Source organism: Streptomyces sp. NPDC001668 (assembly GCF_042893155.1).
Lineage (GTDB): Bacteria > Actinomycetota > Actinomycetes > Streptomycetales > Streptomycetaceae > Streptomyces.
Genome location: NZ_JBIAUQ010000023.1, coordinates 96,445 through 114,541 on the forward strand (window position 1 = coordinate 96,445; position 18,097 = coordinate 114,541).

The window sequence follows — 18,097 nt, forward strand, 5'->3', positions numbered from 1 at the left end:
GTCGACGCACTGGTGAGAGGCCGGGAAGGACCGGCCCGCAGCGACCGAGGAGTCACCATGCCGCGTTACCTGTCGATGGTCCAGATCGACGAGAAGACCGCCCCCGCCGAGGGCCCCAGCGACGCCTTGATGCAGCGCATGGGCGAGCTCATCGAGGAGATGACGAAGGCCGGGGTGCTGCTCGACACCGCGGGGCTCACGCCGACCGCGCAGGGCGCGCGGGTGCGGTGGGAGAAGGGGCAGCTGTCGGTGACCGACGGGCCCTTCACCGAGGCGAAGGAGGTCGTCGGGGGCTACGCGATCGTCCAGGCCAAGGACATGGCCGAGGCGATCGAGTGGACCAAGCGCTTCCTGAAGGTGCACGAGGAGCACTGGACGGTCACCTGCGAGGTGCGGGAGATCGCGGAGGGCTGAGCCGAGGGGGGCCGAGGGGGCCGGGGCCGGGGGCCGGGCCGTCTTCCTTGGCTGTACGGCCGTACCGGTGTCGAATGGGGGCTGTGACCACCTCGCAGCCCCCCAACACCGACGCCCGCACCTCCGTGGAGACCGTCGTCGAGACCGTCTTCCGCATGGAGTCGCCGCGCATCATCGCCGGTGTCACCCGGGTCGTCCGGGACGTCGGCATCGCCGAGGAACTCGCGCAGGACGCCCTGGTCGCCGCCCTGGAGCAGTGGCCGCGCGACGGCGTCCCCGACAACCCGGGCGCCTGGCTGACGGCCATCGCGCGGCGCCGGGCCGTGGACCTGGTCCGCCGCCGGGAGAACTACGCCCGCAAGCTGGCCGAGATCGGGCGGGACCTGACGGAGACCGCCCCGCCGGAGGAGCCGTCCGACCCCGAGGACATCGACGACGACCTGCTCAGGCTCGTCTTCACCACCTGTCACCCGGTGCTGTCGGCGGAGGCCCGTACCGCCCTGACCCTGCGCCTGCTCGGCGGTCTGACCACCCCGGAGATCGCCCGCGCCTTCCTCGTCCCGGAGTCGACGGTCGCCCAGCGCATCGTGCGCGCCAAGCGGACCCTCGCCACCAGGAACATCGCCTTCGAGGTGCCCTACGGCCCCGACCGCGAGGCCCGCCTCGGCTCGGTGCTCGACGTCATCTACCTGATCTTCAACGAGGGGTACGCGGCCACCGCGGGCGACGACTGGCTGCGCCCCTCCCTCTGCGAGGACGCCCTGCGGCTGGCCCGGCTGCTGTCCGCCCTCATGCCCAAGGAACCCGAAGTGCACGGCCTGGCGGCCCTGTTGGAGTTCCAGGCGTCCCGCACGGCCGCCCGCACCGGACCGCGCGGCGAAGCCGTCCTCCTCAAGGACCAGAACCGCAGCCGCTGGAACCGCATGCTCATCGCCCGCGGCATCAAGGCCCTGGGCCGCGCCGAGGCCACGGCCGCCGGCGCCCCCGGCCCCTACGTCCTCCAGGCCACCATCGCCGCCTGCCACGCGCACGCGTACTCCTACGAGGAGACCGACTGGCCGGCCATCGCCACCCTCTACGCCCTGCTCGCCGCCCGCACCCCGTCCCCGGTCGTCGAACTCAACCGCGCGGTCGCGGTCTCGATGGCCGAGGGCCCCGGCCCGGCCCTGGAGATCGCCGACGCGCTCACCGACGAACCCGCCCTGCTCGACTACCACTTGCTCCCCAGCGTGCGCGGCGACCTCCTCGCCCGCCTCGGCCGTACGACGGAGGCACGGGCCGAGTTCGAACGGGCGGCCGCGCTGACCCGCAACGAACGGGAGCGGGAGCTGCTCCTGGACCGGGCACGGGAGTGCGGCCAGTGAGCGTGGTCAGGACGGTCCGGCACCCGTGACGGCCCGCGCGGGGGCGCCGATCAGCATGGTCGGCGCCCCCGCGACCCGGGTCAGGAACACGGTCGCCGAGTGCGGCCCCTGCGGCTTGGGCAGGGCCTTGCGCCGCAGCTCCTCCGGCTCCACGGCCGACCCCCGCTTCTTCACGGTCAGGATCCCGACCTCGCGCTCCCGCAGCAGCGCCTTCAACTTCTTCACGTTGAAGGGGAGCCGGTCGGTGATCTCGTAGGCCGTGGCGTACGGGGTCGCGTGCAGCGCGTCGGCGGTGACGTAGGCGATCGTCGGGTCGATCAGACCGCCCCCGACCTCCTCGGCCACCTCGGCGACCAGATGGGCGCGGATGACGGCGCCGTCGGGCTCGTACAAGTACGGCCCCACGGAACGGACTTCGGGGTCGGGCAGGCCCCGCCCGAGCAGCGTGCGCGGTCCTGGCAGAAGGGTCGCCCGGACCGCCCCCGGCGCGGTGCCGAACCACAGCACCGCCTCCTTCACGTCCCCGCCGTCGGAGATCCACTCCGCCTCGGCCTGCGCGGGCACCGCCTCGTGCGGAATGCCGGGCGCGACCTTCAACGCGGCGTGCGGGGCCCGGAGAGCCGCCCGCACGGCCCAGGACAGCGGCGGCGAGTAGGCCTCCGGATCGAAGATGCGGCCACGCCCGCCCCGCCTCGCCGGATCCACGAACACGGCGTCGTACGAGGCCGTGTCGACCTCCGTGACGTCCGCCTCCCGTACGTCGATCAGGCCGGCGAGCCCCAGCGCGTCCGCGTTGGCCCGCGCGGCCGCCGCCGTCAGCGGGTCCCGGTCCACCGCGAGGACCCGGATCCCGGCCCGGGCCAGCGCGATCGCGTCCCCGCCGATCCCGCAGCACAGGTCCGCGACGGAGGTGACGCCCAGGGCCCGCAGCCGCTCGGCCCGGTAGGCGGCCACGCTCGCCCGCGTCGACTGCTCCACCCCGTTCGGCGTGAAGAACATCCGCCCCGCGTCCTCGGCTCCGAACTTCGCCGCCGCCCGCTGCCGCAGCCGGGCCTGGCCGAGCGCCGCGGAGACCAGTTCGGCGGGGTGCTCACGGCGCAGCCGGGTGGCGACGGCGAGTTCGTCGGCGGGGGCGGTGCCGCGCACTTCGTCGAGGAGGGCACGGCCCTCGGGGGTGAGGAGGGGGGCGAGGTCGTTCACCGGGTCATTGTGGGCCAGTCGGTGGACGGTCCGCTTCCGGCGGCGGTGTCGGCCCGGGCGCGAGGCCGTGACCTGCGAGGATCCGGGCCCATGGGAACAGTAGGACAAAACTACAAAAACGGTGCGTTGGTGGTGCCGATCCGCGGCGGGCTCGTCCTGCTGGCCGTGGCCGCCCTGCTCTCCGGCTGCGCCCGCCCGGCCGGGACCGACGTACGCCCGCGGCCGCCCCTCAAGGCACCACCGGCCCCCGCCGCCGAACTCCAGGCCGACAAGACCGTCATCCGGGCCGCCAGACTCCGCGCCGAGCAGACCAGGTTGGCCGCCGCCAGACGGTGGGGCCTGAAGCAGGCCCCGCTGACGGCCCCGCCCGCGCCCGTGACCAAGCCCCGCATCACCACCCGCGACGGCTTCGAGGTCGACGGCCACGAGGAGAAGGGGCTGCCGCCGGTCTTCACCACGATCCCCACCGAGCAGAAGATCGTCTTCCTCACCATCGACGACGGCGCCGAGAAGGACCCCGCGTTCCTGCGGATGATGAGCGAGCTGAAGATCCCGTACACCGCCTTCCTCAGCGACTACCTGGTCAAGGACGACTACGGCTACTTCCGGACGATGCGGGACCGGGGGGTCGTGCTCGACAACCACACCCTCCACCACCCCTACCTGCCGGGACTGTCGTACGCCCGCCAGAAGCGCGAGATCTGCGGGATGCAGGACGTCATCGAGAAGCACTACGGCACACGGCCCGCGCTCTTCCGGCCGCCCTACGGCAACTACAACGGGGACACCCTGCGCGCGGCGAAGTCCTGCGGCATCAGGTACGCGCCGATCTGGAACGAGGAGGTCTTCGTCGACCACTGGGAGTACCGCGAGGAGGATCAGAGGATCCATCCCGGCGACATCGTGCTCAGCCACTTCCGGGGCCGCGAGGACTGGAAGGGCACCATGCCCGACATGGTCCGCCGCTTCCTGGCCAAGGTCACGGCCGAGGGGTACGCCGTCGCACGCCTCGAGGACTACCTGTGAGACCGCGGACCCTGGCCGCCGCGGGGCTGGCCGTCGTACTCCTCGCCGGCTGCGCCCAGTCCGTCGACCCCATCGAACGGCTGGGCATGAAGGCGGCCCAGCGGGTGGGGTCGTACGGCCCGGCGAGGACGGACGGCCGGCCGTACCGCCACTGGGGCCTGACGGACCCGCTGCCCGCGCCCCCGCGGGTGCCGGCGCGCACGACGGCGGTTCCCGGGGGTCTGCCACCGGTCGTGAAGCGGGTGCCGACGTCCGACAAGGTCGTCTTCCTCACCTACGACGACGGCGCCGAGAAGGACCCGCGCTTCGTCGACCTGGTCCGTGAACTGCGGCTGCCCGTCAGCATGTTCCTCACGGACAGCGTCGTCGGCCCCGGGTACGGCCACTTCGCGCACCTCCAGTCGGTCGGCGCGAGCATCGAGAACCACACCCTGGACCACCCCGCGCTGCGCGGCCTGCCGTACCCCGGCCAGCGCGCCGAGATCTGCGGCCAGCAGGAGAAGGTGCGCTCCCGCTTCGGCATCCGGCCGCGCCTGTTCCGGCCGCCCTACGGCACGTACGACCGCACGACCCTGCGCGCGGCGGCCGACTGCGGGCTCTCGGCGCTGGTGCTGTGGAGCGTGACGGCACAGGACGGCACGCCGGAGCGGCCACTGCGAGCGGGCGACATCGTCTCGGTGGCGTCGGGCGAGACGACGGGACCGACCCTGACGGAACGGACGACGAGGGTGCTGCGCGAGATCCAGCGCGGGGGGCTGACGGTGGGGCGGCTGGAGGACTATCTGTAGGGCCCCCGGCTGCCCCCGCCGGAGACGCGATTGGCACTCCGCTTGACCGAGTGCTAATCGCAGTCATAGTCTCGGGTCTGGCACTCCCCCCTGGAGAGTGCCAACACAGCGACGGGCAGGTCCGGCACCCGCGACGACGGATCCACCTGGTCGCCACCTCAGACAGTTAACCCCGTGAGATCTCCGAAGGGGGAGGTCGGATCGTGACGACCACCAGCTCCAAGGTTGCCATCAAGCCGCTCGAGGACCGCATTGTGGTCCAGCCGCTCGACGCCGAGCAGACCACCGCCTCTGGCCTGGTCATCCCGGACACCGCCAAGGAGAAGCCCCAGGAGGGCGTCGTCCTGGCCGTGGGCCCGGGCCGCTTCGAGAACGGCGAGCGCCTGCCGCTCGACGTCCAGACCGGCGACATCGTGCTGTACAGCAAGTACGGCGGCACCGAGGTGAAGTACAACGGCGAGGAGTACCTCGTCCTCTCGGCCCGCGACGTGCTCGCGATCATCGAGAAGTAATTCACCCCAGCATTTCTCTGAGCTGCGCCCCTGGCCCCCGCGACCACTAACAAGCCGGGCGCCCGGGGCGCAGTCTCTTTTCACCTAGATTTCCGAGAGGGCTCACGCTCCCATGGCGAAGATCCTGAAGTTCGACGAGGACGCCCGTCGCGCCCTCGAGCGCGGCGTCAACAAGCTTGCCGACACGGTCAAGGTGACGATCGGTCCCAAGGGCCGCAACGTCGTCATCGACAAGAAGTTCGGCGCTCCCACCATCACCAACGACGGTGTCACGATCGCCCGCGAGGTCGAGATCGAGGACCCGTACGAGAACCTCGGTGCCCAGCTGGTGAAGGAGGTGGCGACCAAGACCAACGACATCGCGGGTGACGGCACCACCACCGCCACCGTGCTCGCCCAGGCGCTGGTCCGCGAGGGCCTGAAGAACGTCGCCGCGGGTGCCTCCCCGGCCGCCCTGAAGAAGGGCATCGACGCCGCGGTCAAGGCCGTGTCCGAGGAGCTCCTCGCGACCGCCCGCCCGATCGACGAGAAGTCCGACATCGCCGCCGTCGCCGGTCTGTCCGCCCAGGACAGCCAGGTCGGCGAGCTCATCGCCGAGGCGATGGACAAGGTCGGCAAGGACGGTGTCATCACCGTCGAGGAGTCCAACACCTTCGGTCTGGAGCTCGACTTCACCGAGGGCATGGCCTTCGACAAGGGCTACCTGTCGCCGTACATGGTCTCCGACCAGGAGCGTATGGAGGCCGTCCTCGACGACCCGTACATCCTGATCAACCAGGGCAAGATCTCCTCGATCCAGGACCTGCTGCCGCTCCTCGAGAAGGTCATCCAGGCGGGCGCCTCCAAGCCGCTGCTGATCATCGCCGAGGACGTCGAGGGCGAGGCCCTGTCGACCCTGGTCGTCAACAAGATCCGCGGCACCTTCAACGCGGTCGCCGTCAAGGCCCCCGGCTTCGGTGACCGCCGCAAGGCGATGCTGCAGGACATGGCGACGCTGACCGGCGCCGAGGTCATCTCCGAGGAGGTCGGCCTCAAGCTCGACCAGGTCGGCCTCGAGGTGCTGGGCTCCGCCCGCCGCGTCACCGTCACCAAGGACGACACCACGATCGTCGACGGCGCCGGTGACTCCGCCGCCGTCCAGGGTCGCGTCGCCCAGATCAAGGCCGAGATCGAGAACACCGACTCCGACTGGGACCGCGAGAAGCTCCAGGAGCGCCTCGCGAAGCTGGCCGGCGGCGTGTGCGTGATCAAGGTCGGCGCCGCCACCGAGGTGGAGCTGAAGGAGAAGAAGCACCGTCTGGAGGACGCCATCTCCGCGACCCGCGCCGCGGTCGAGGAGGGCATCGTCTCCGGTGGTGGCTCCGCTCTGGTCCACGCCGCCAAGGTGCTCGAAGGCGGTCTGGGCAAGACCGGCGACGAGGCCACCGGCGTCTCCGTGGTCCGCAAGGCCGTCGTCGAGCCGCTGCGCTGGATCGCCGAGAACGCCGGCCTGGAGGGCTACGTCATCACCTCCAAGGTCGCCGAGCTCGACAAGGGCCAGGGCTTCAACGCCGCGACCGGTGAGTACGGCGACCTGGTCAAGGCCGGCGTCATCGACCCGGTCAAGGTCACCCGCTCCGCCCTGGAGAACGCCGCCTCCATCGCCTCCCTCCTCCTGACGACCGAGACCCTGGTCGTCGAGAAGAAGGAAGAGGAGGAGCCGGCCGCCGGTGGTCACAGCCACGGCCACTCCCACTGAGCCTCATCGCTCGCAAAGGGCCCCGATCCGCACACGCGTGCCGGACCGGGGCCCTTCCCCTTCGCGGGTCACTTCCCCCTTGCGGGTCACTTCCCCTTCGCGGGTCACTCCCCGAGCACTCCCAGCTGTTCCAGCAGCCCGGCCCGGTCGTACTGCCACCAGCCCTCGCAGATCATCCCGTCCCGGAACCGGTGCCAGGTGGTGCCGGTCATGGTGATGTTCTGGCCGGTCGCCGGAATTCCGAGGAAGTCGCCCTTGTGCCGGCCGGCCAGGGTCCAGCGGGTGCACACCTGGTCGCCCTGGGCGATCTGGTCCTCGACCCGGAAGGCGAGATCGAAGGCCTGGCTCCACTCGGCATACACCTGGCGCGAACCCTCCAGGTCCACGTCGCCGGGGCTGCCCGGGACATGCTCCAGGTAGTCGTCGGAGAACCCTTCGAACACGGCGTCCGTCTCGGACCGCCCGGCCCGCTCGAAGAACTGCCGTGAGGTCGCCGGGTTGAGCTGCTCGTCCCGCACCACGTCCAGATCCGTGAAGGTGGGCGTCTCCTCGCACAGGGCGACCATGTCCTCGAAGATCCGCCCCGTCTCCGGCAGCCCCGAGTTCCGCATCGCCTCCTCGTACGACGGGAACTCCACGATCTCGACGAAGTGCGACGTGTCGGACCGGTCCTTGCCCACCACCGCGTGCGTCGCGGTCCGCTTCCCCTTGGTCTGCTCGACCCAGGTGTCCATCAGCCGGTTCATCTCCTCGAAACGGCTGGTCCTGCAGTCGATGAGCTGTACGAACGTCATACGCGATCACCTCCGGCCCCCCTGGGTCCGGTTCGAACAGCACCATTGTCCGCCTTTTCGGGCCCTACTGCGGCCCGTACTTGCGTCCCGTCCTCGACGTGATCCCGCCCAGCAGCCCCCGCGGCGCCACCTTCACCAACCCCATGAGGGCCTTGTACCGCGGGTCCGGGATCGACAGGGTCTTGCCGTGGGACAGGTCGGTCAGGGCCGCGGCGACCAGCTTGTCCGCATCCAGCCACATCCAGCCGGGGATGTTGTCCGTGCCCATCCCGGCCCGCTGGTGGAACTCGGTCCGCACGAACCCCGGGCACAGGGCCATCAGACGGACCCCGCTGCCCGCCAGATCCTTCGCCGCGCCCTGCGTGAACTGCACGACCCACGCCTTCGAGGCGCCGTACGTCCCGCGCGGCACGAAGGCCGCCACCGACGCGACGTTGACGACACCGCCCCGGCCCCGCTCCCGCATCGCCTCCGTCGCCGCCGACGTCAGACGCAGCACCGCCTCGCAGTGCACCTTGAGCATCTTCAGCTCGTCGGCCATGGAGACGTCGAGATAGCGGCCCTTGTTGCCGAAGCCGGCGTTGTTGACGAGGAGGTCGACGGGGGACCTGCGGTCGGCGAGGCGGGCGGCGACCGCCTCGATGCCGGGGTCCGTGGCGAGGTCGGCGGTGAGGACCTCGGCCTCGATGCCGTGCCGGTCGTGGAGTTCGGTCGCCTGGTCCTGGAGCCGCTTGGTGTCGCGGGCCACCAGCACCAGGTTGTGCCCGTCAGCCGCCAGCCGTCGTGCGAACGCGGCACCGATGCCCGCGGTCGATCCCGTAATCAATGCCGTTGTCATGGCGCAAGGTTAATGACCGGGACCGACAGCGTCCGCTTGCCCGGGGCCCGTCAGGCGCCGTGCTTCTCCACATAGTCGAGCGCCGACTTCCGCAGCTCCGGATGGAGCGCGTCACCCGCCGCCAACAGCCGTGGCTGGAGCGGCCGTTCGGTGGTCATCGCCCGGAACGCGAGGGCGACCGTCACCTCGTGGTCCGGCCGGTGCACGATCTCGACCGGGTCCCCGGCACGGATCTCGCCCGGCTGGATCACCCGCAGATACGCGCCCGGCGCGCCCTTCCGCGTGAACCGCTTGACCCAGCGCGGCTCGCCCATGTGGCCCTGGAAGGTCCCGCACGGGATGCGCGCGCTGGTGATCTCCAGCACCACGTCGGGTCCTATGCGCCAGCGTTCGCCGATCAGCGCGCCGGAGACGTCGATGCCCTCGGTCGTGAGGTTCTCGCCGAAGGCGCCGTCGGCCAGCGCGCGGCCCAGCTCGCCCTCCCACGCGTCCAGGTCCTCGCGCGCCATCGCGTACACCGCCTGGTCGTCGCCGCCGTGGTGCTTCTTCTTGCACACCGCGTCCCCGGCGAGCGCGCTCCCGCCGATGCCCTTGGGGCCCGGCGCCGCCACCCGCACGGGCCCGTCGACCGGCCGCTTGTCGATACCGGTGACGCCCTCCGGGTTGTCCGTGTACGAAACGGCCTTCTCGCGACCGAGATTCACCGACAGAAGCTTCATGGCGGCACGGTAGGACACCGGCACCCAAAGGCGCCACGCATTATTCGGCGCGAGGTCAAAGCACGGCTTATCCTCAAGGGGTGATCGAGGCCCGTCATCTCCGTGTCCTGCGTGCCGTCGCCGCCACCGGCTCCTTCTCCGCCGCGGGCCGCGAGCTGGGCTGCACCCAGCCCGCCGTCAGCCAGCAGATGAAGGCCCTGGAGACCTCCGTGGGCACGCCGTTGCTCGTCCGCGGCGGACGGGAGATGCGCCTGACCCAGGCGGGCCAGGCCCTGGTGCGGCACGCCTCCGGGATCCTCGCGGGCCTCACGGCAGCGGAGGAGGAGGTCGCCGCCATCGCCGGGCTGCGGGCCGGGCGGGTCCGGCTCGTCTCCTTCCCCAGCGGCAGCTCCACCCTCGTCCCCACCGCCCTCGCCGCCCTGCGCGCCGCCCACCCCGGCACCCGGGTCTCCCTGGAGGAGGCCGAACCCCCGCACTCCGTCGGCCTGTTGAGGGAGGGCGACTGCGACCTCGCGCTCGCCTTCCGCTACGAGGGGGCCGCGGGCGGCGACGAGTGGGACGACCTCGTCGTACGGCCCCTGCTGACCGACCGGCTCGTCGCCCTCGTACCGGAGCGGCACCGGCTCGCGCGCGCGGGGTCGGTCGCCATCGGGGAGCTCGCCGGGGAGTCGTGGATCGCCGGATGCCCGCGCTGTCGCGGCCAGTTGGTCGAGGTGTGCGAGAGCGCCGGCTTCACGCCCCGCATCGACTTCGCGACCGACGACTACCCGGCGGTGGTCGGCCTGGTGGGCGCGGGCCTCGGCGTGGCCGTCCTGCCGCAGCTCGCGGTCGAGTCCGTACGGCCACGGGGCGCGCGCACGGTGACGCTGGAACCGCCGGTCCGGCGGGAGATCGTCGCGCTCACCCTGCCCGACCTGGCCCGGGTGCCGGCGGTGGCGGCGACGCTGGAGCAGCTCGCGGTCGCGGCGGGCCGGACATAGCAGGAAGGGCACGCGTGCGCGTGCCCTTCCTGGAGAAACGTTCCTTCAACTGTTCGATGCGCCGCTCCCGACGGATGACGCGGACACCAGCCGGTGCCGCGCCCGCCCCATGAGCTCCTCGCGCTCGTCCTCGGTCAGCCCGCCCCACACGCCGTACGGCTCTCTCACCGCGAGCGCGTGCGCCGCGCACTGCGCGCGCACCGGGCACCTCATGCAGACCTCCTTGGCCGAGTTCTCGCGAGCACTCCGGGCCGCACCGCGCTCGCCCTCCGGATGGAAGAAGAGCGAGCTGTCCACCCCGCGGCAGGCGGCCAGGAGCTGCCAGTCCCACAGGTCCGCGTTCGGTCCGGGAAGGCGGGAGAAATCTGCCATTGCGTGACCCCTTGTAGCCGTTCTGGGCGGATACGGTGTCCACGACCGTACATCTACGATCTAAGGAGATGAAAATATGACTCATTGCGAATCTAGCCTCAGACACCGGGAAATGGGAAGAAAAGGGTCTGAATGGGGTATGGGTTGTGATGAAACGTTGTGGGTTCGCCGTGCATGTCTGCACCGTGTCCGCGCCCTCACGTAGAGTGCCGAAGACAGTGCACAGCCCCGTAACTCTTTCGGGTGACCGTCGTTGAGAGTGCGGAGGCGGTTGAAGCAACAAGTGCTCGGGCAGGCGTCCGAGTCGGTCGACCGCTCAGGTGACGATTTCGTACCAGCCTGGAGGCTCAAGGTGACGTGCATCAGCTGCGGAGGGCGGCCATGACATCCGTCCTCGTCTGCGACGACTCCCCGCTTGCCCGAGAGGCGCTCCGCCGCGCGGTCGCGACCGTGCCCGGCGTCGAGCGCGTGACGACCGCGGCCAACGGCGAGGAAGTCCTCCGCCGCTGGGGCGCGGACCGTTCGGACCTGATTCTGATGGACGTACGCATGCCCGGACTGGGCGGCGTCGAGACCGTGCGGCGGCTGCTGTCCGCGGACCCCGGTGCGCGCATCATCATGCTGACCGTCGCGGAGGACCTCGACGGGGTCGCCCTCGCGGTCGCCGCCGGCGCGCGGGGCTACCTCCACAAGGACGCCTCGCGCGCGGAGTTGCGGGCCACGGTGACCCAGGCACTGGCCGACCCGACCTGGCGGCTCGCGCCGCGCCGGCTGCGGTCGGCGGAGATGGGCGCGGCGCCCACGCTCACCGCGCGTGAGATCCAGGTGCTCGAAGGGATGAGCCACGGGCGGTCCAACGCGGAGATCGGGCGGGAGCTGTTCCTGTCCGAGGACACCGTGAAGACGCACGCTCGGCGGCTGTTCAAGAAGCTCGGGGCTTCGGACCGGGCGCACGCGGTGGCGCTCGGGTTTCGCTGGGGTCTGGTTCGCTGAGAGCTCGGTCCTGCGGGCCGTTGCTGTGTGCGGGCTGTTCGTGGCTGGTCGCGCCCACGCGGCGGTAGCCGCATGGTGACACCGTCCCGCGCCCCTTCAGGGGCGCGGTCGCGGACGTCGGTCACGCAGTCCACTCGGTACCCGCTGCTCGTTTCGGCGCGGATGCCGCATCCTTGAGATGTGGAGTCTCTCGGGGACGAGTCGGTCGAGCGGAAGGGGAGGGCGCAGGGTATGGGTTCCGGCGCACCTGCTCATAACGCTTCGGTGCACAACAACCAGCGCGATGCCACGGATCCAACGGCGCCAGTGCACCATGGACCGATGCGTGACGACGAGGCGGCTCATCCCCATGGGGCGATCGGTGCGCTCGTCCACAGTGCCGTCGAAGGGGACGAGCAGGCCACGCACGACCTGCTCGCCCATGTCCACCCGCTGGCCCTGCGCTACTGCCGCACCCGGTTGTCCCGGCTGCCGGGCGACGCCCGGCACTTCGTGGAGGACCTCGCGCAGGAGGTCTGCGTAGCCGTGCTGCTGGCCCTGCCGCGCTACCGCGACACCGGGCGCCCCTTCGAGGCGTTCGTCTTCGCCATCGCCGCGCACAAGGTCGCCGACCTGCAGCGCGCCGCGATGCGCCACCCCGGCTCCACGGCCGTCCCCTCGGACGAGATGCCCGAGCGGCCGGACGACTCGCTCGGCCCCGAGGAGCGGGCGCTGCTCAGCAGTGACGCCGAATGGGCCAAGAAACTGCTGGCCAACCTCCCCGAGAACCAGCGCGAGCTGCTGCTGCTGCGCATCGCCGTGGGGTTGACGGCGGAGGAGACGGGTCAGATGTTGGGAATGTCACCCGGTGCGGTCCGTGTGGCCCAGCACCGGGCGCTGAGCAGACTGCGGGCGCTGGCCGAGCAGTAGGGCGCGCTGGACAGGGGCGCCTTCCTGAACGGGCGGCGCGCCGTTTCCGTACGAACATACGAAGCCCGGAGCGGATCCGAGCCGTGGAATCCGTGGAATTCGCGACCCTTGCTTCCCGTTAGCATGGACATCCGCACCGATCAAGGCCATTTGGGGAAGGTGTCATGACTGCAAACGTCGACGGAGTGCCCGACAAATTCGCGACGCTCGGGCTGACCTACGACGACGTGCTGCTGCTGCCGGGAGCGTCCGAGGTGCTCCCCAACGCGGTCGACACCTCGTCCCGCATCTCCCGCAACGTCCGGGTCAACATCCCGCTGCTCTCGGCCGCCATGGACAAGGTGACCGAGTCCCGCATGGCGATCGCGATGGCCCGCCTCGGCGGCGTCGGCGTGCTGCACCGCAACCTCTCCGTCGAGGACCAGGTCAACCAGGTCGACCTGGTGAAGCGGTCCGAGTCCGGCATGGTCACCGACCCCATCACCGTGCACCCGGAGGCGACCCTCGCCGAGGCGGACGCGCTCTGCGCCAAGTTCCGCATCAGCGGCGTCCCGGTCACCGACCCGGCGGGCAAGCTCCTCGGCATCGTCACCAACCGTGACATGGCCTTCGAGTCGGACCGCGGCCGCCAGGTGCGCGAGGTCATGACGCCGATGCCGCTGGTCACCGGCCAGGTCGGCATCTCCGGCACCGACGCCATGGAACTGCTGCGCCGCCACAAGATCGAGAAGCTTCCCCTCGTCGACGAGGCGGGCGTCCTCAAGGGCCTGATCACCGTCAAGGACTTCGTCAAGGCGGAGAAGTACCCGAACGCCGCCAAGGACGCCGAGGGCCGCCTGCTCGTCGGTGCCGCCGTCGGCGCCAGCCCCGAGGCCCTGGAGCGCGCCCAGGCGCTCGCCGAGGCCGGAGTGGACTTCCTCGTCGTCGACACCTCGCACGGCCACAACAGCAACGCGCTGAGCTGGATGTCGAAGATCAAGTCCAGCGTCGGCGTCGACGTGATCGGCGGCAACGTCGCCACCCGCGACGGCGCCCAGGCCCTGATCGACGCCGGTGTCGACGGCATCAAGGTCGGCGTGGGCCCCGGTTCCATCTGTACGACCCGTGTCGTCGCCGGTATCGGCGTCCCGCAGGTCACCGCCATCTACGAGGCCTCCCTCGCCGCCCGCCCGGCCGGCATCCCGCTGATCGGCGACGGCGGCCTGCAGTACTCCGGCGACATCGGCAAGGCGCTCGCCGCCGGCGCCGACACCGTGATGCTCGGCTCGCTGCTCGCAGGTTGCGAGGAGTCCCCGGGCGAGCTCCAGTTCATCAACGGCAAGCAGTTCAAGTCGTACCGCGGCATGGGCTCGCTGGGTGCCATGCAGTCGCGCGGCCAGGCGAAGTCGTACTCGAAGGACCGCTACTTCCAGGCCGAGGTCGGCTCCGACGACAAGCTCGTGCCCGAGGGCATCGAGGGCCAGGTGCCCTACCGCGGCCCGCTCTCCAGCGTCCTGCACCAGCTCGTCGGCGGCCTGCGCCAGACCATGGGCTACGTGGGCGCGGCCACCATCGACGAGATGGAGTCCAAGGGCCGCTTCGTGCGGATCACCTCGGCGGGTCTGAAGGAGTCGCACCCGCACGACATCCAGATGACGGTCGAGGCGCCGAACTACAGCCGTAAGTAGGTCTCAGGCTTCGGTCTCAGGCTTTGAAGGGCGGCCCCGGGGCATCCGGGGCCGCCCTTGTCGTACCCGTCGGGGATACTGGAAGGCGCTGCAACGCATCAGGGAAAGGCCACACACGTGACTGAGATCGAGATCGGGCGCGGCAAGCGCGGCCGCCGGGCGTACGCCTTCGACGACATCGCCGTCGTCCCCAGCCGTCGTACGCGCGACCCGAAGGAGGTCTCGATCGCCTGGCAGATCGACGCCTACCGCTTCGAGCTGCCGTTCCTGGCCGCCCCCATGGACTCGGTCGTCTCCCCGGCCACCGCGATCCGCATCGGGGAGCTCGGCGGCCTGGGCGTGCTGAACCTCGAGGGCCTGTGGACGCGGTACGAGGACCCGCAGCCGCTGCTCGACGAGATCGCCGGGCTGGACGTGGACGCCGCGACCCGCCGCCTCCAGGAGATCTACTCCGCCCCCATCAAGGAGGAGCTGATCGGGCAGCGCATCAAGGAGGTGCGCGACTCCGGCGTGGTCACGGCGGCCGCGCTCTCCCCGCAGCGCACCGCGCAGTTCTCCAAGGCCGTCGTGGACGCGGGCGTGGACATCTTCGTCATCCGCGGTACGACGGTCTCGGCGGAGCACGTCTCCGGTTCGCACGAGCCGCTGAACCTGAAGCAGTTCATCTACGAGCTCGACGTCCCGGTGATCGTCGGCGGCTGCGCCACGTACACGGCCGCCCTGCACCTGATGCGCACCGGCGCGGCGGGCGTCCTGGTCGGCTTCGGCGGCGGCGCGGCGCACACCACGCGCAACGTGCTGGGCATCCAGGTGCCGATGGCGACGGCGGTCGCGGATGTGGCAGCTGCCCGACGGGACTACATGGACGAGTCCGGCGGCCGGTACGTGCACGTGATCGCCGACGGCGGTGTCGGCTGGTCCGGCGACCTCCCCAAGGCGATCGCCTGCGGCGCGGACGCCGTGATGATGGGCTCCCCGCTGGCCCGTGCCACGGACGCGCCGGGTCGCGGCCACCACTGGGGCATGGAGGCCGTCAACGAGGAGCTGCCGCGCGGCAAGAAGGTCGACCTCGGCACGGTCGGCACCATCGAGGAGGTCCTGGCGGGCCCGTCGCACATCCCGGACGGCTCGATGAACTTCTTCGGAGCGCTGCGGCGGGCGATGGCCACGACCGGGTACAGCGAGCTGAAGGAGTTCCAGCGCGTCGAGGTGACGGTCGCGGACTCGCAGCACAAGCGGTAGGTCTTACGGCGACTGCAGGGCCGGTCACCCGGGTGGGTGGCCGGCCTTTTGCGTGCCCTGGGGCTTTGCAGGGCGGGCAGCGCGTGGGGTGGTGCGGGGGCGTGTGGTTGCGTTCGGCGTGGAAACGGGCTGGTCAGCCGGGCCGAGGGCGATAACGTCCGTGTCGGCGCCCCGGTCTTTGGAGCGCCCCCTTCCAAGGATGCAGTTCCAGACCCCGCTCCTCGGGGCCTGGCCCGACGTCCGACGGACCGTCTACCAGGCCACTGGGCGGTGCTGTGGAAGGGGGCGCCGATGGGTCGCCACCGTAAGCCCACCCGCTGGGACCGGATCCGTCTGTGGACGGTGAAGTGCCGGAGGAGGTGGATCTTGCGGATTTTCGGATGGTGAGCGGCCGCCCCCATAAGACCTAGGGGCGGACACTCCGTGAACCATCCAGGAGCCTGCCGCAGTAGCCGCTGCGGTGGGCTCCACCTGTAACCGTAAGGTACCCGCGGCGCCCCCCGCATGCCACCGGCTCCGGGGCCCGTCGCGCTCACGCGCCCCCCTTCACCACCGGTGCGCCGCCCCTTCGCAGGGCACCGGCAGCGTCAGAGCGCCGCCTTCTTGGCGCCGGTGAAGGCGACGTACGCGGCGATCGCGAAGAACAGGAATGTCAGCGGGTCGGCGTCCGCCTTCCAGGCCTCCTGGAGGACGTCGAAGTGCTGGAAGAAGAGTTCGCTGAAGCTCAGCGGGGTCTCCTTGGCGGCGATCACGGCCACGCCCACCAGCTGGCCGATGTAGACGGAGCCCAGCGACAGGATCGCGCTCGCGACCGGCAGCACGGGGTTGCGGCCACCGAGACGTCCTGCGGCGAGGCCGACCAGGAAGCCGACGCCGACCGCCGCCCAGCCGATCTCGTGCTTGGTCAGGCCGATGATCGCGCCGTAGACACCGGCGGCGGCCACGGCGGCGACGAAGGCGGCCACCAGACCGAGGCCGATGTTGTTGCGCACCGGGGCGGGGGCGGGGGCGGCCCCGTACGGGGCCCCCGGCGCCGGAGGCGGGGGTACGGCGCCCGGCTGCGGGGCGTACGGAGCGCCGTCGGCCGGCTGCTGCGCGTACGGGTTGCCGTCGACCGGCTGGGACTGCGGCTCGACAGGCGGCTGGGCAGGCGTTGGCGCTGACTGGCTCATGACAGAAATCCCCCCACGGGATGGAACAAGCGGAATGGTGAAGCAGAGAAGCGTGCGCACGACTGTGCGACGAGTGAGGGGAGGTTAACAGGTGGGTCCGACAGAGCCACCGCCGTTTTGACGTCAGAGGCGGTGCGCCGCTCCCGTTGGTGTGGCCCCCCGCGTGTCCAGCAGCAGCTGTGCCTTCACCGACAGGCCCTGGAGGTCGTACGTCCGGTGCTGCTGGAGCAGGATCGTCAGGTCCGCGTCGGCCGCCGCCTCGTAGAGGGAGTCCGCGCGGGGGACCGGGCGGTCCAGGACGCTCCAGGACGGGACGTGGGGGTCGTGGTAGCTGACGGAGGCGCCGAGTTCCATCAGACGTACGGCGACCTCCTGGGCGGGCGTGCCCTGCTGGTCGGCGAGGTCGGGCTTGTAGGTGACGCCGAGGAGGAGGATGCGGGCACCGCGCGCGGACTTGCCGTGCTCGTTGAGGAGGGCGGCGGCGCGCTGGACGACGTAACGCGGCATCTGGTCGTTGACCTGCCGGGCGAGTTCGACCATGCGCAGGGAGCGGCCGGCTCGGCTGAGGTCGCGGGGGATCGCGTGGCCGCCGACGCCCGGCCCGGGGCGGAACGCCTGGAAGCCGAACGGCTTGGTCTCCGCGCAGCGGATGACGTCCCAGAGGTCGACGCCGAGGTCGTGGCAGAGGACCGCCATCTCGTTGACGAGGGCGATGTTGACGTGCCGGAAGTTGGTCTCCAGGAGCTGGACCGTCTCCGCCTCGCGCGGGCCACGCGCGCGTACCACCTTGTCGGTGAGACGCGAGTAGAAGGCGGCCGCCGACTCCGTGCACGCGGGCGTGAGGCCGCCGATCACCTTGGGAGTGGTGGCGGGCGTGAAGTCCCGGTTGCCGGGGTCCACGCGGGTGGGCGAGTAGGCGAGATGGAAGTCGCGGCCCGCGCGCAGGCGTGACCCCTCTTCGAGGATCGGGCGCAGGAACTCCTCCGTGGTGCCCGGGGGCACGGGGGACTCCAGGATGACGGTGGTGTGCGGGCGCAGGTGTGTGCTCAGCGTCCGGGCGGCCGCCTCCACCTGGCTCAGGTCCAGGCCGCCGTCCGGGCCCGGCGGGGTCGGGGCGCAGATGACCGCCGTACGGACACGGCCGAGTTCGGCGGGGCCCGCGGCCGTCCGGAAGCCCCCCGAGAGCATCCGGCGCAGTTCCGCGGGGCTGAGGGAGCCGGCCTCGGGGCCGGTGCGGTAGCCGAGGGTGGAGATGCCGGCGGCGACAGCGGCCTGGGCCAGGGGCAGTCCGTAGGGACCGAGTCCGATCACGGCGAGGTCTGCGGGCATGGCGTGGGCCGTCCTTCCCAGTAACCGAAGCGGGACAGGT

At 71.1% G+C, this 18,097-nt stretch carries 18 protein-coding genes; 11 read left to right on the forward strand and 7 right to left on the reverse strand.

What is annotated here, in order from left to right; translation table 11 throughout:
* Positions 1 to 57 precede the first annotated feature (57 nt).
* Both ACFYZ8_RS42635 and ACFYZ8_RS42640 read left to right on the forward strand, forming a co-directional pair.
* Positions 58 to 414 (forward strand): YciI family protein, encoded by a 357-nt coding sequence (locus tag ACFYZ8_RS42635; RefSeq protein WP_037719081.1) that lies wholly within the window; start codon positions 58 to 60, stop codon positions 412 to 414.
* An 83-nt stretch (positions 415 to 497) separates the two neighbouring features.
* Complete coding sequence (locus ACFYZ8_RS42640; RefSeq protein WP_359031323.1) at positions 498 to 1,778, forward strand: RNA polymerase sigma factor; 1,281 nt, start codon at positions 498 to 500, stop codon at positions 1,776 to 1,778.
* A gap of 6 nt (positions 1,779 to 1,784) precedes the next feature.
* Here the strand turns inward: ACFYZ8_RS42640 and ACFYZ8_RS42645 are convergent, their stop codons facing one another.
* Positions 1,785 to 2,978 carry a methyltransferase domain-containing protein gene (locus tag ACFYZ8_RS42645; protein ID WP_359031322.1) on the reverse strand — a complete coding sequence of 398 codons (1,194 nt, stop codon included), beginning with the start codon at positions 2,976 to 2,978 and terminating at the stop codon, positions 1,785 to 1,787.
* Positions 2,979 to 3,068: 90 nt separating this feature from the next.
* On the opposite strand from ACFYZ8_RS42645, the gene ACFYZ8_RS42650 reads away from it, so the two are divergent.
* From ACFYZ8_RS42650 to groL, 4 genes are all read left to right on the forward strand, one after another.
* Positions 3,069 to 4,004 (forward strand): polysaccharide deacetylase family protein, encoded by a 936-nt coding sequence (locus ACFYZ8_RS42650; protein ID WP_388541915.1) that lies wholly within the window; start codon positions 3,069 to 3,071, stop codon positions 4,002 to 4,004.
* Entirely contained in the window at positions 4,001 to 4,792 is a 792-nt protein-coding gene (locus tag ACFYZ8_RS42655; RefSeq protein WP_388541918.1) for a polysaccharide deacetylase family protein, read from the forward strand. Before ACFYZ8_RS42650 ends, ACFYZ8_RS42655 begins: the two co-directional genes overlap by 4 nt.
* Positions 4,793 to 4,995: 203 nt before the next feature.
* A complete protein-coding gene (gene groES, locus ACFYZ8_RS42660) occupies positions 4,996 to 5,304 on the forward strand; it encodes a co-chaperone GroES (RefSeq protein ID WP_028807844.1) in 309 nt (102 codons plus the stop codon).
* Positions 5,305 to 5,416: 112 nt separating this feature from the next.
* Entirely contained in the window at positions 5,417 to 7,042 is a 1,626-nt protein-coding gene (gene groL / locus ACFYZ8_RS42665) for a chaperonin GroEL (protein ID WP_359031319.1), read from the forward strand.
* A gap of 104 nt (positions 7,043 to 7,146) precedes the next feature.
* On the opposite strand, the gene ACFYZ8_RS42670 is transcribed toward groL, so the two are convergent.
* The 3 genes from ACFYZ8_RS42670 to ACFYZ8_RS42680 all read right to left on the reverse strand — a co-directional run bounded on the left by ACFYZ8_RS42670 (position 7,147) and on the right by ACFYZ8_RS42680 (position 9,393).
* Entirely contained in the window at positions 7,147 to 7,836 is a 690-nt protein-coding gene (locus tag ACFYZ8_RS42670) for an ester cyclase (protein ID WP_388541922.1), read from the reverse strand.
* Positions 7,837 to 7,900: 64 nt separating this feature from the next.
* The gene (locus ACFYZ8_RS42675) at positions 7,901 to 8,674 is read right to left on the reverse strand and encodes an SDR family oxidoreductase (RefSeq protein WP_359031317.1); all 774 of its coding nucleotides are present in this window, start codon (positions 8,672 to 8,674) and stop codon (positions 7,901 to 7,903) included.
* Between the two features lie 50 nt (positions 8,675 to 8,724).
* The gene (locus ACFYZ8_RS42680; RefSeq protein ID WP_388541924.1) at positions 8,725 to 9,393 is read right to left on the reverse strand and encodes an MOSC domain-containing protein; all 669 of its coding nucleotides are present in this window, start codon (positions 9,391 to 9,393) and stop codon (positions 8,725 to 8,727) included.
* Between the two features lie 80 nt (positions 9,394 to 9,473).
* Here ACFYZ8_RS42680 and ACFYZ8_RS42685 point away from each other — a divergent pair, with 80 nt between their 5' ends.
* The gene (locus ACFYZ8_RS42685) at positions 9,474 to 10,373 is read left to right on the forward strand and encodes a LysR family transcriptional regulator (protein WP_359031315.1); all 900 of its coding nucleotides are present in this window, start codon (positions 9,474 to 9,476) and stop codon (positions 10,371 to 10,373) included.
* 45 nt (positions 10,374 to 10,418) lie between these two features.
* Here the strand turns inward: ACFYZ8_RS42685 and ACFYZ8_RS42690 are convergent, their stop codons facing one another.
* On the reverse strand, positions 10,419 to 10,745 hold the full coding sequence (locus tag ACFYZ8_RS42690) for a WhiB family transcriptional regulator (RefSeq protein WP_123762557.1): 327 nt from the start codon (positions 10,743 to 10,745) through the stop codon (positions 10,419 to 10,421).
* Between the two features lie 381 nt (positions 10,746 to 11,126).
* On the opposite strand from ACFYZ8_RS42690, the gene ACFYZ8_RS42695 reads away from it, so the two are divergent.
* From ACFYZ8_RS42695 to ACFYZ8_RS42710, 4 genes are all read left to right on the forward strand, one after another.
* Positions 11,127 to 11,738: a response regulator transcription factor gene (locus ACFYZ8_RS42695; RefSeq protein WP_003948568.1), complete on the forward strand. Its 612-nt coding sequence runs from the start codon at positions 11,127 to 11,129 to the stop codon at positions 11,736 to 11,738.
* Between the two features lie 321 nt (positions 11,739 to 12,059).
* Entirely contained in the window at positions 12,060 to 12,647 is a 588-nt protein-coding gene (locus ACFYZ8_RS42700; RefSeq protein WP_007384137.1) for a sigma-70 family RNA polymerase sigma factor, read from the forward strand.
* Between the two features lie 164 nt (positions 12,648 to 12,811).
* Positions 12,812 to 14,314: an IMP dehydrogenase gene (gene guaB / locus ACFYZ8_RS42705; RefSeq protein ID WP_359031314.1), complete on the forward strand. Its 1,503-nt coding sequence runs from the start codon at positions 12,812 to 12,814 to the stop codon at positions 14,312 to 14,314.
* 117 nt (positions 14,315 to 14,431) lie between these two features.
* A complete protein-coding gene (locus ACFYZ8_RS42710) occupies positions 14,432 to 15,556 on the forward strand; it encodes a GuaB3 family IMP dehydrogenase-related protein (RefSeq protein ID WP_037719059.1) in 1,125 nt (374 codons plus the stop codon).
* 587 nt (positions 15,557 to 16,143) lie between these two features.
* Here ACFYZ8_RS42710 and ACFYZ8_RS42715 read toward each other — a convergent pair.
* Together ACFYZ8_RS42715 and ACFYZ8_RS42720 are read right to left on the reverse strand one after the other, a co-directional pair.
* Positions 16,144 to 16,728, reverse strand: a complete 585-nt coding sequence (locus tag ACFYZ8_RS42715) for a hypothetical protein (RefSeq protein WP_388541931.1) — start codon at positions 16,726 to 16,728, stop codon at positions 16,144 to 16,146.
* A gap of 123 nt (positions 16,729 to 16,851) precedes the next feature.
* Entirely contained in the window at positions 16,852 to 18,057 is a 1,206-nt protein-coding gene (locus ACFYZ8_RS42720; RefSeq protein WP_359031312.1) for a nucleotide sugar dehydrogenase, read from the reverse strand.
* Positions 18,058 to 18,097: the final 40 nt, after the last annotated feature.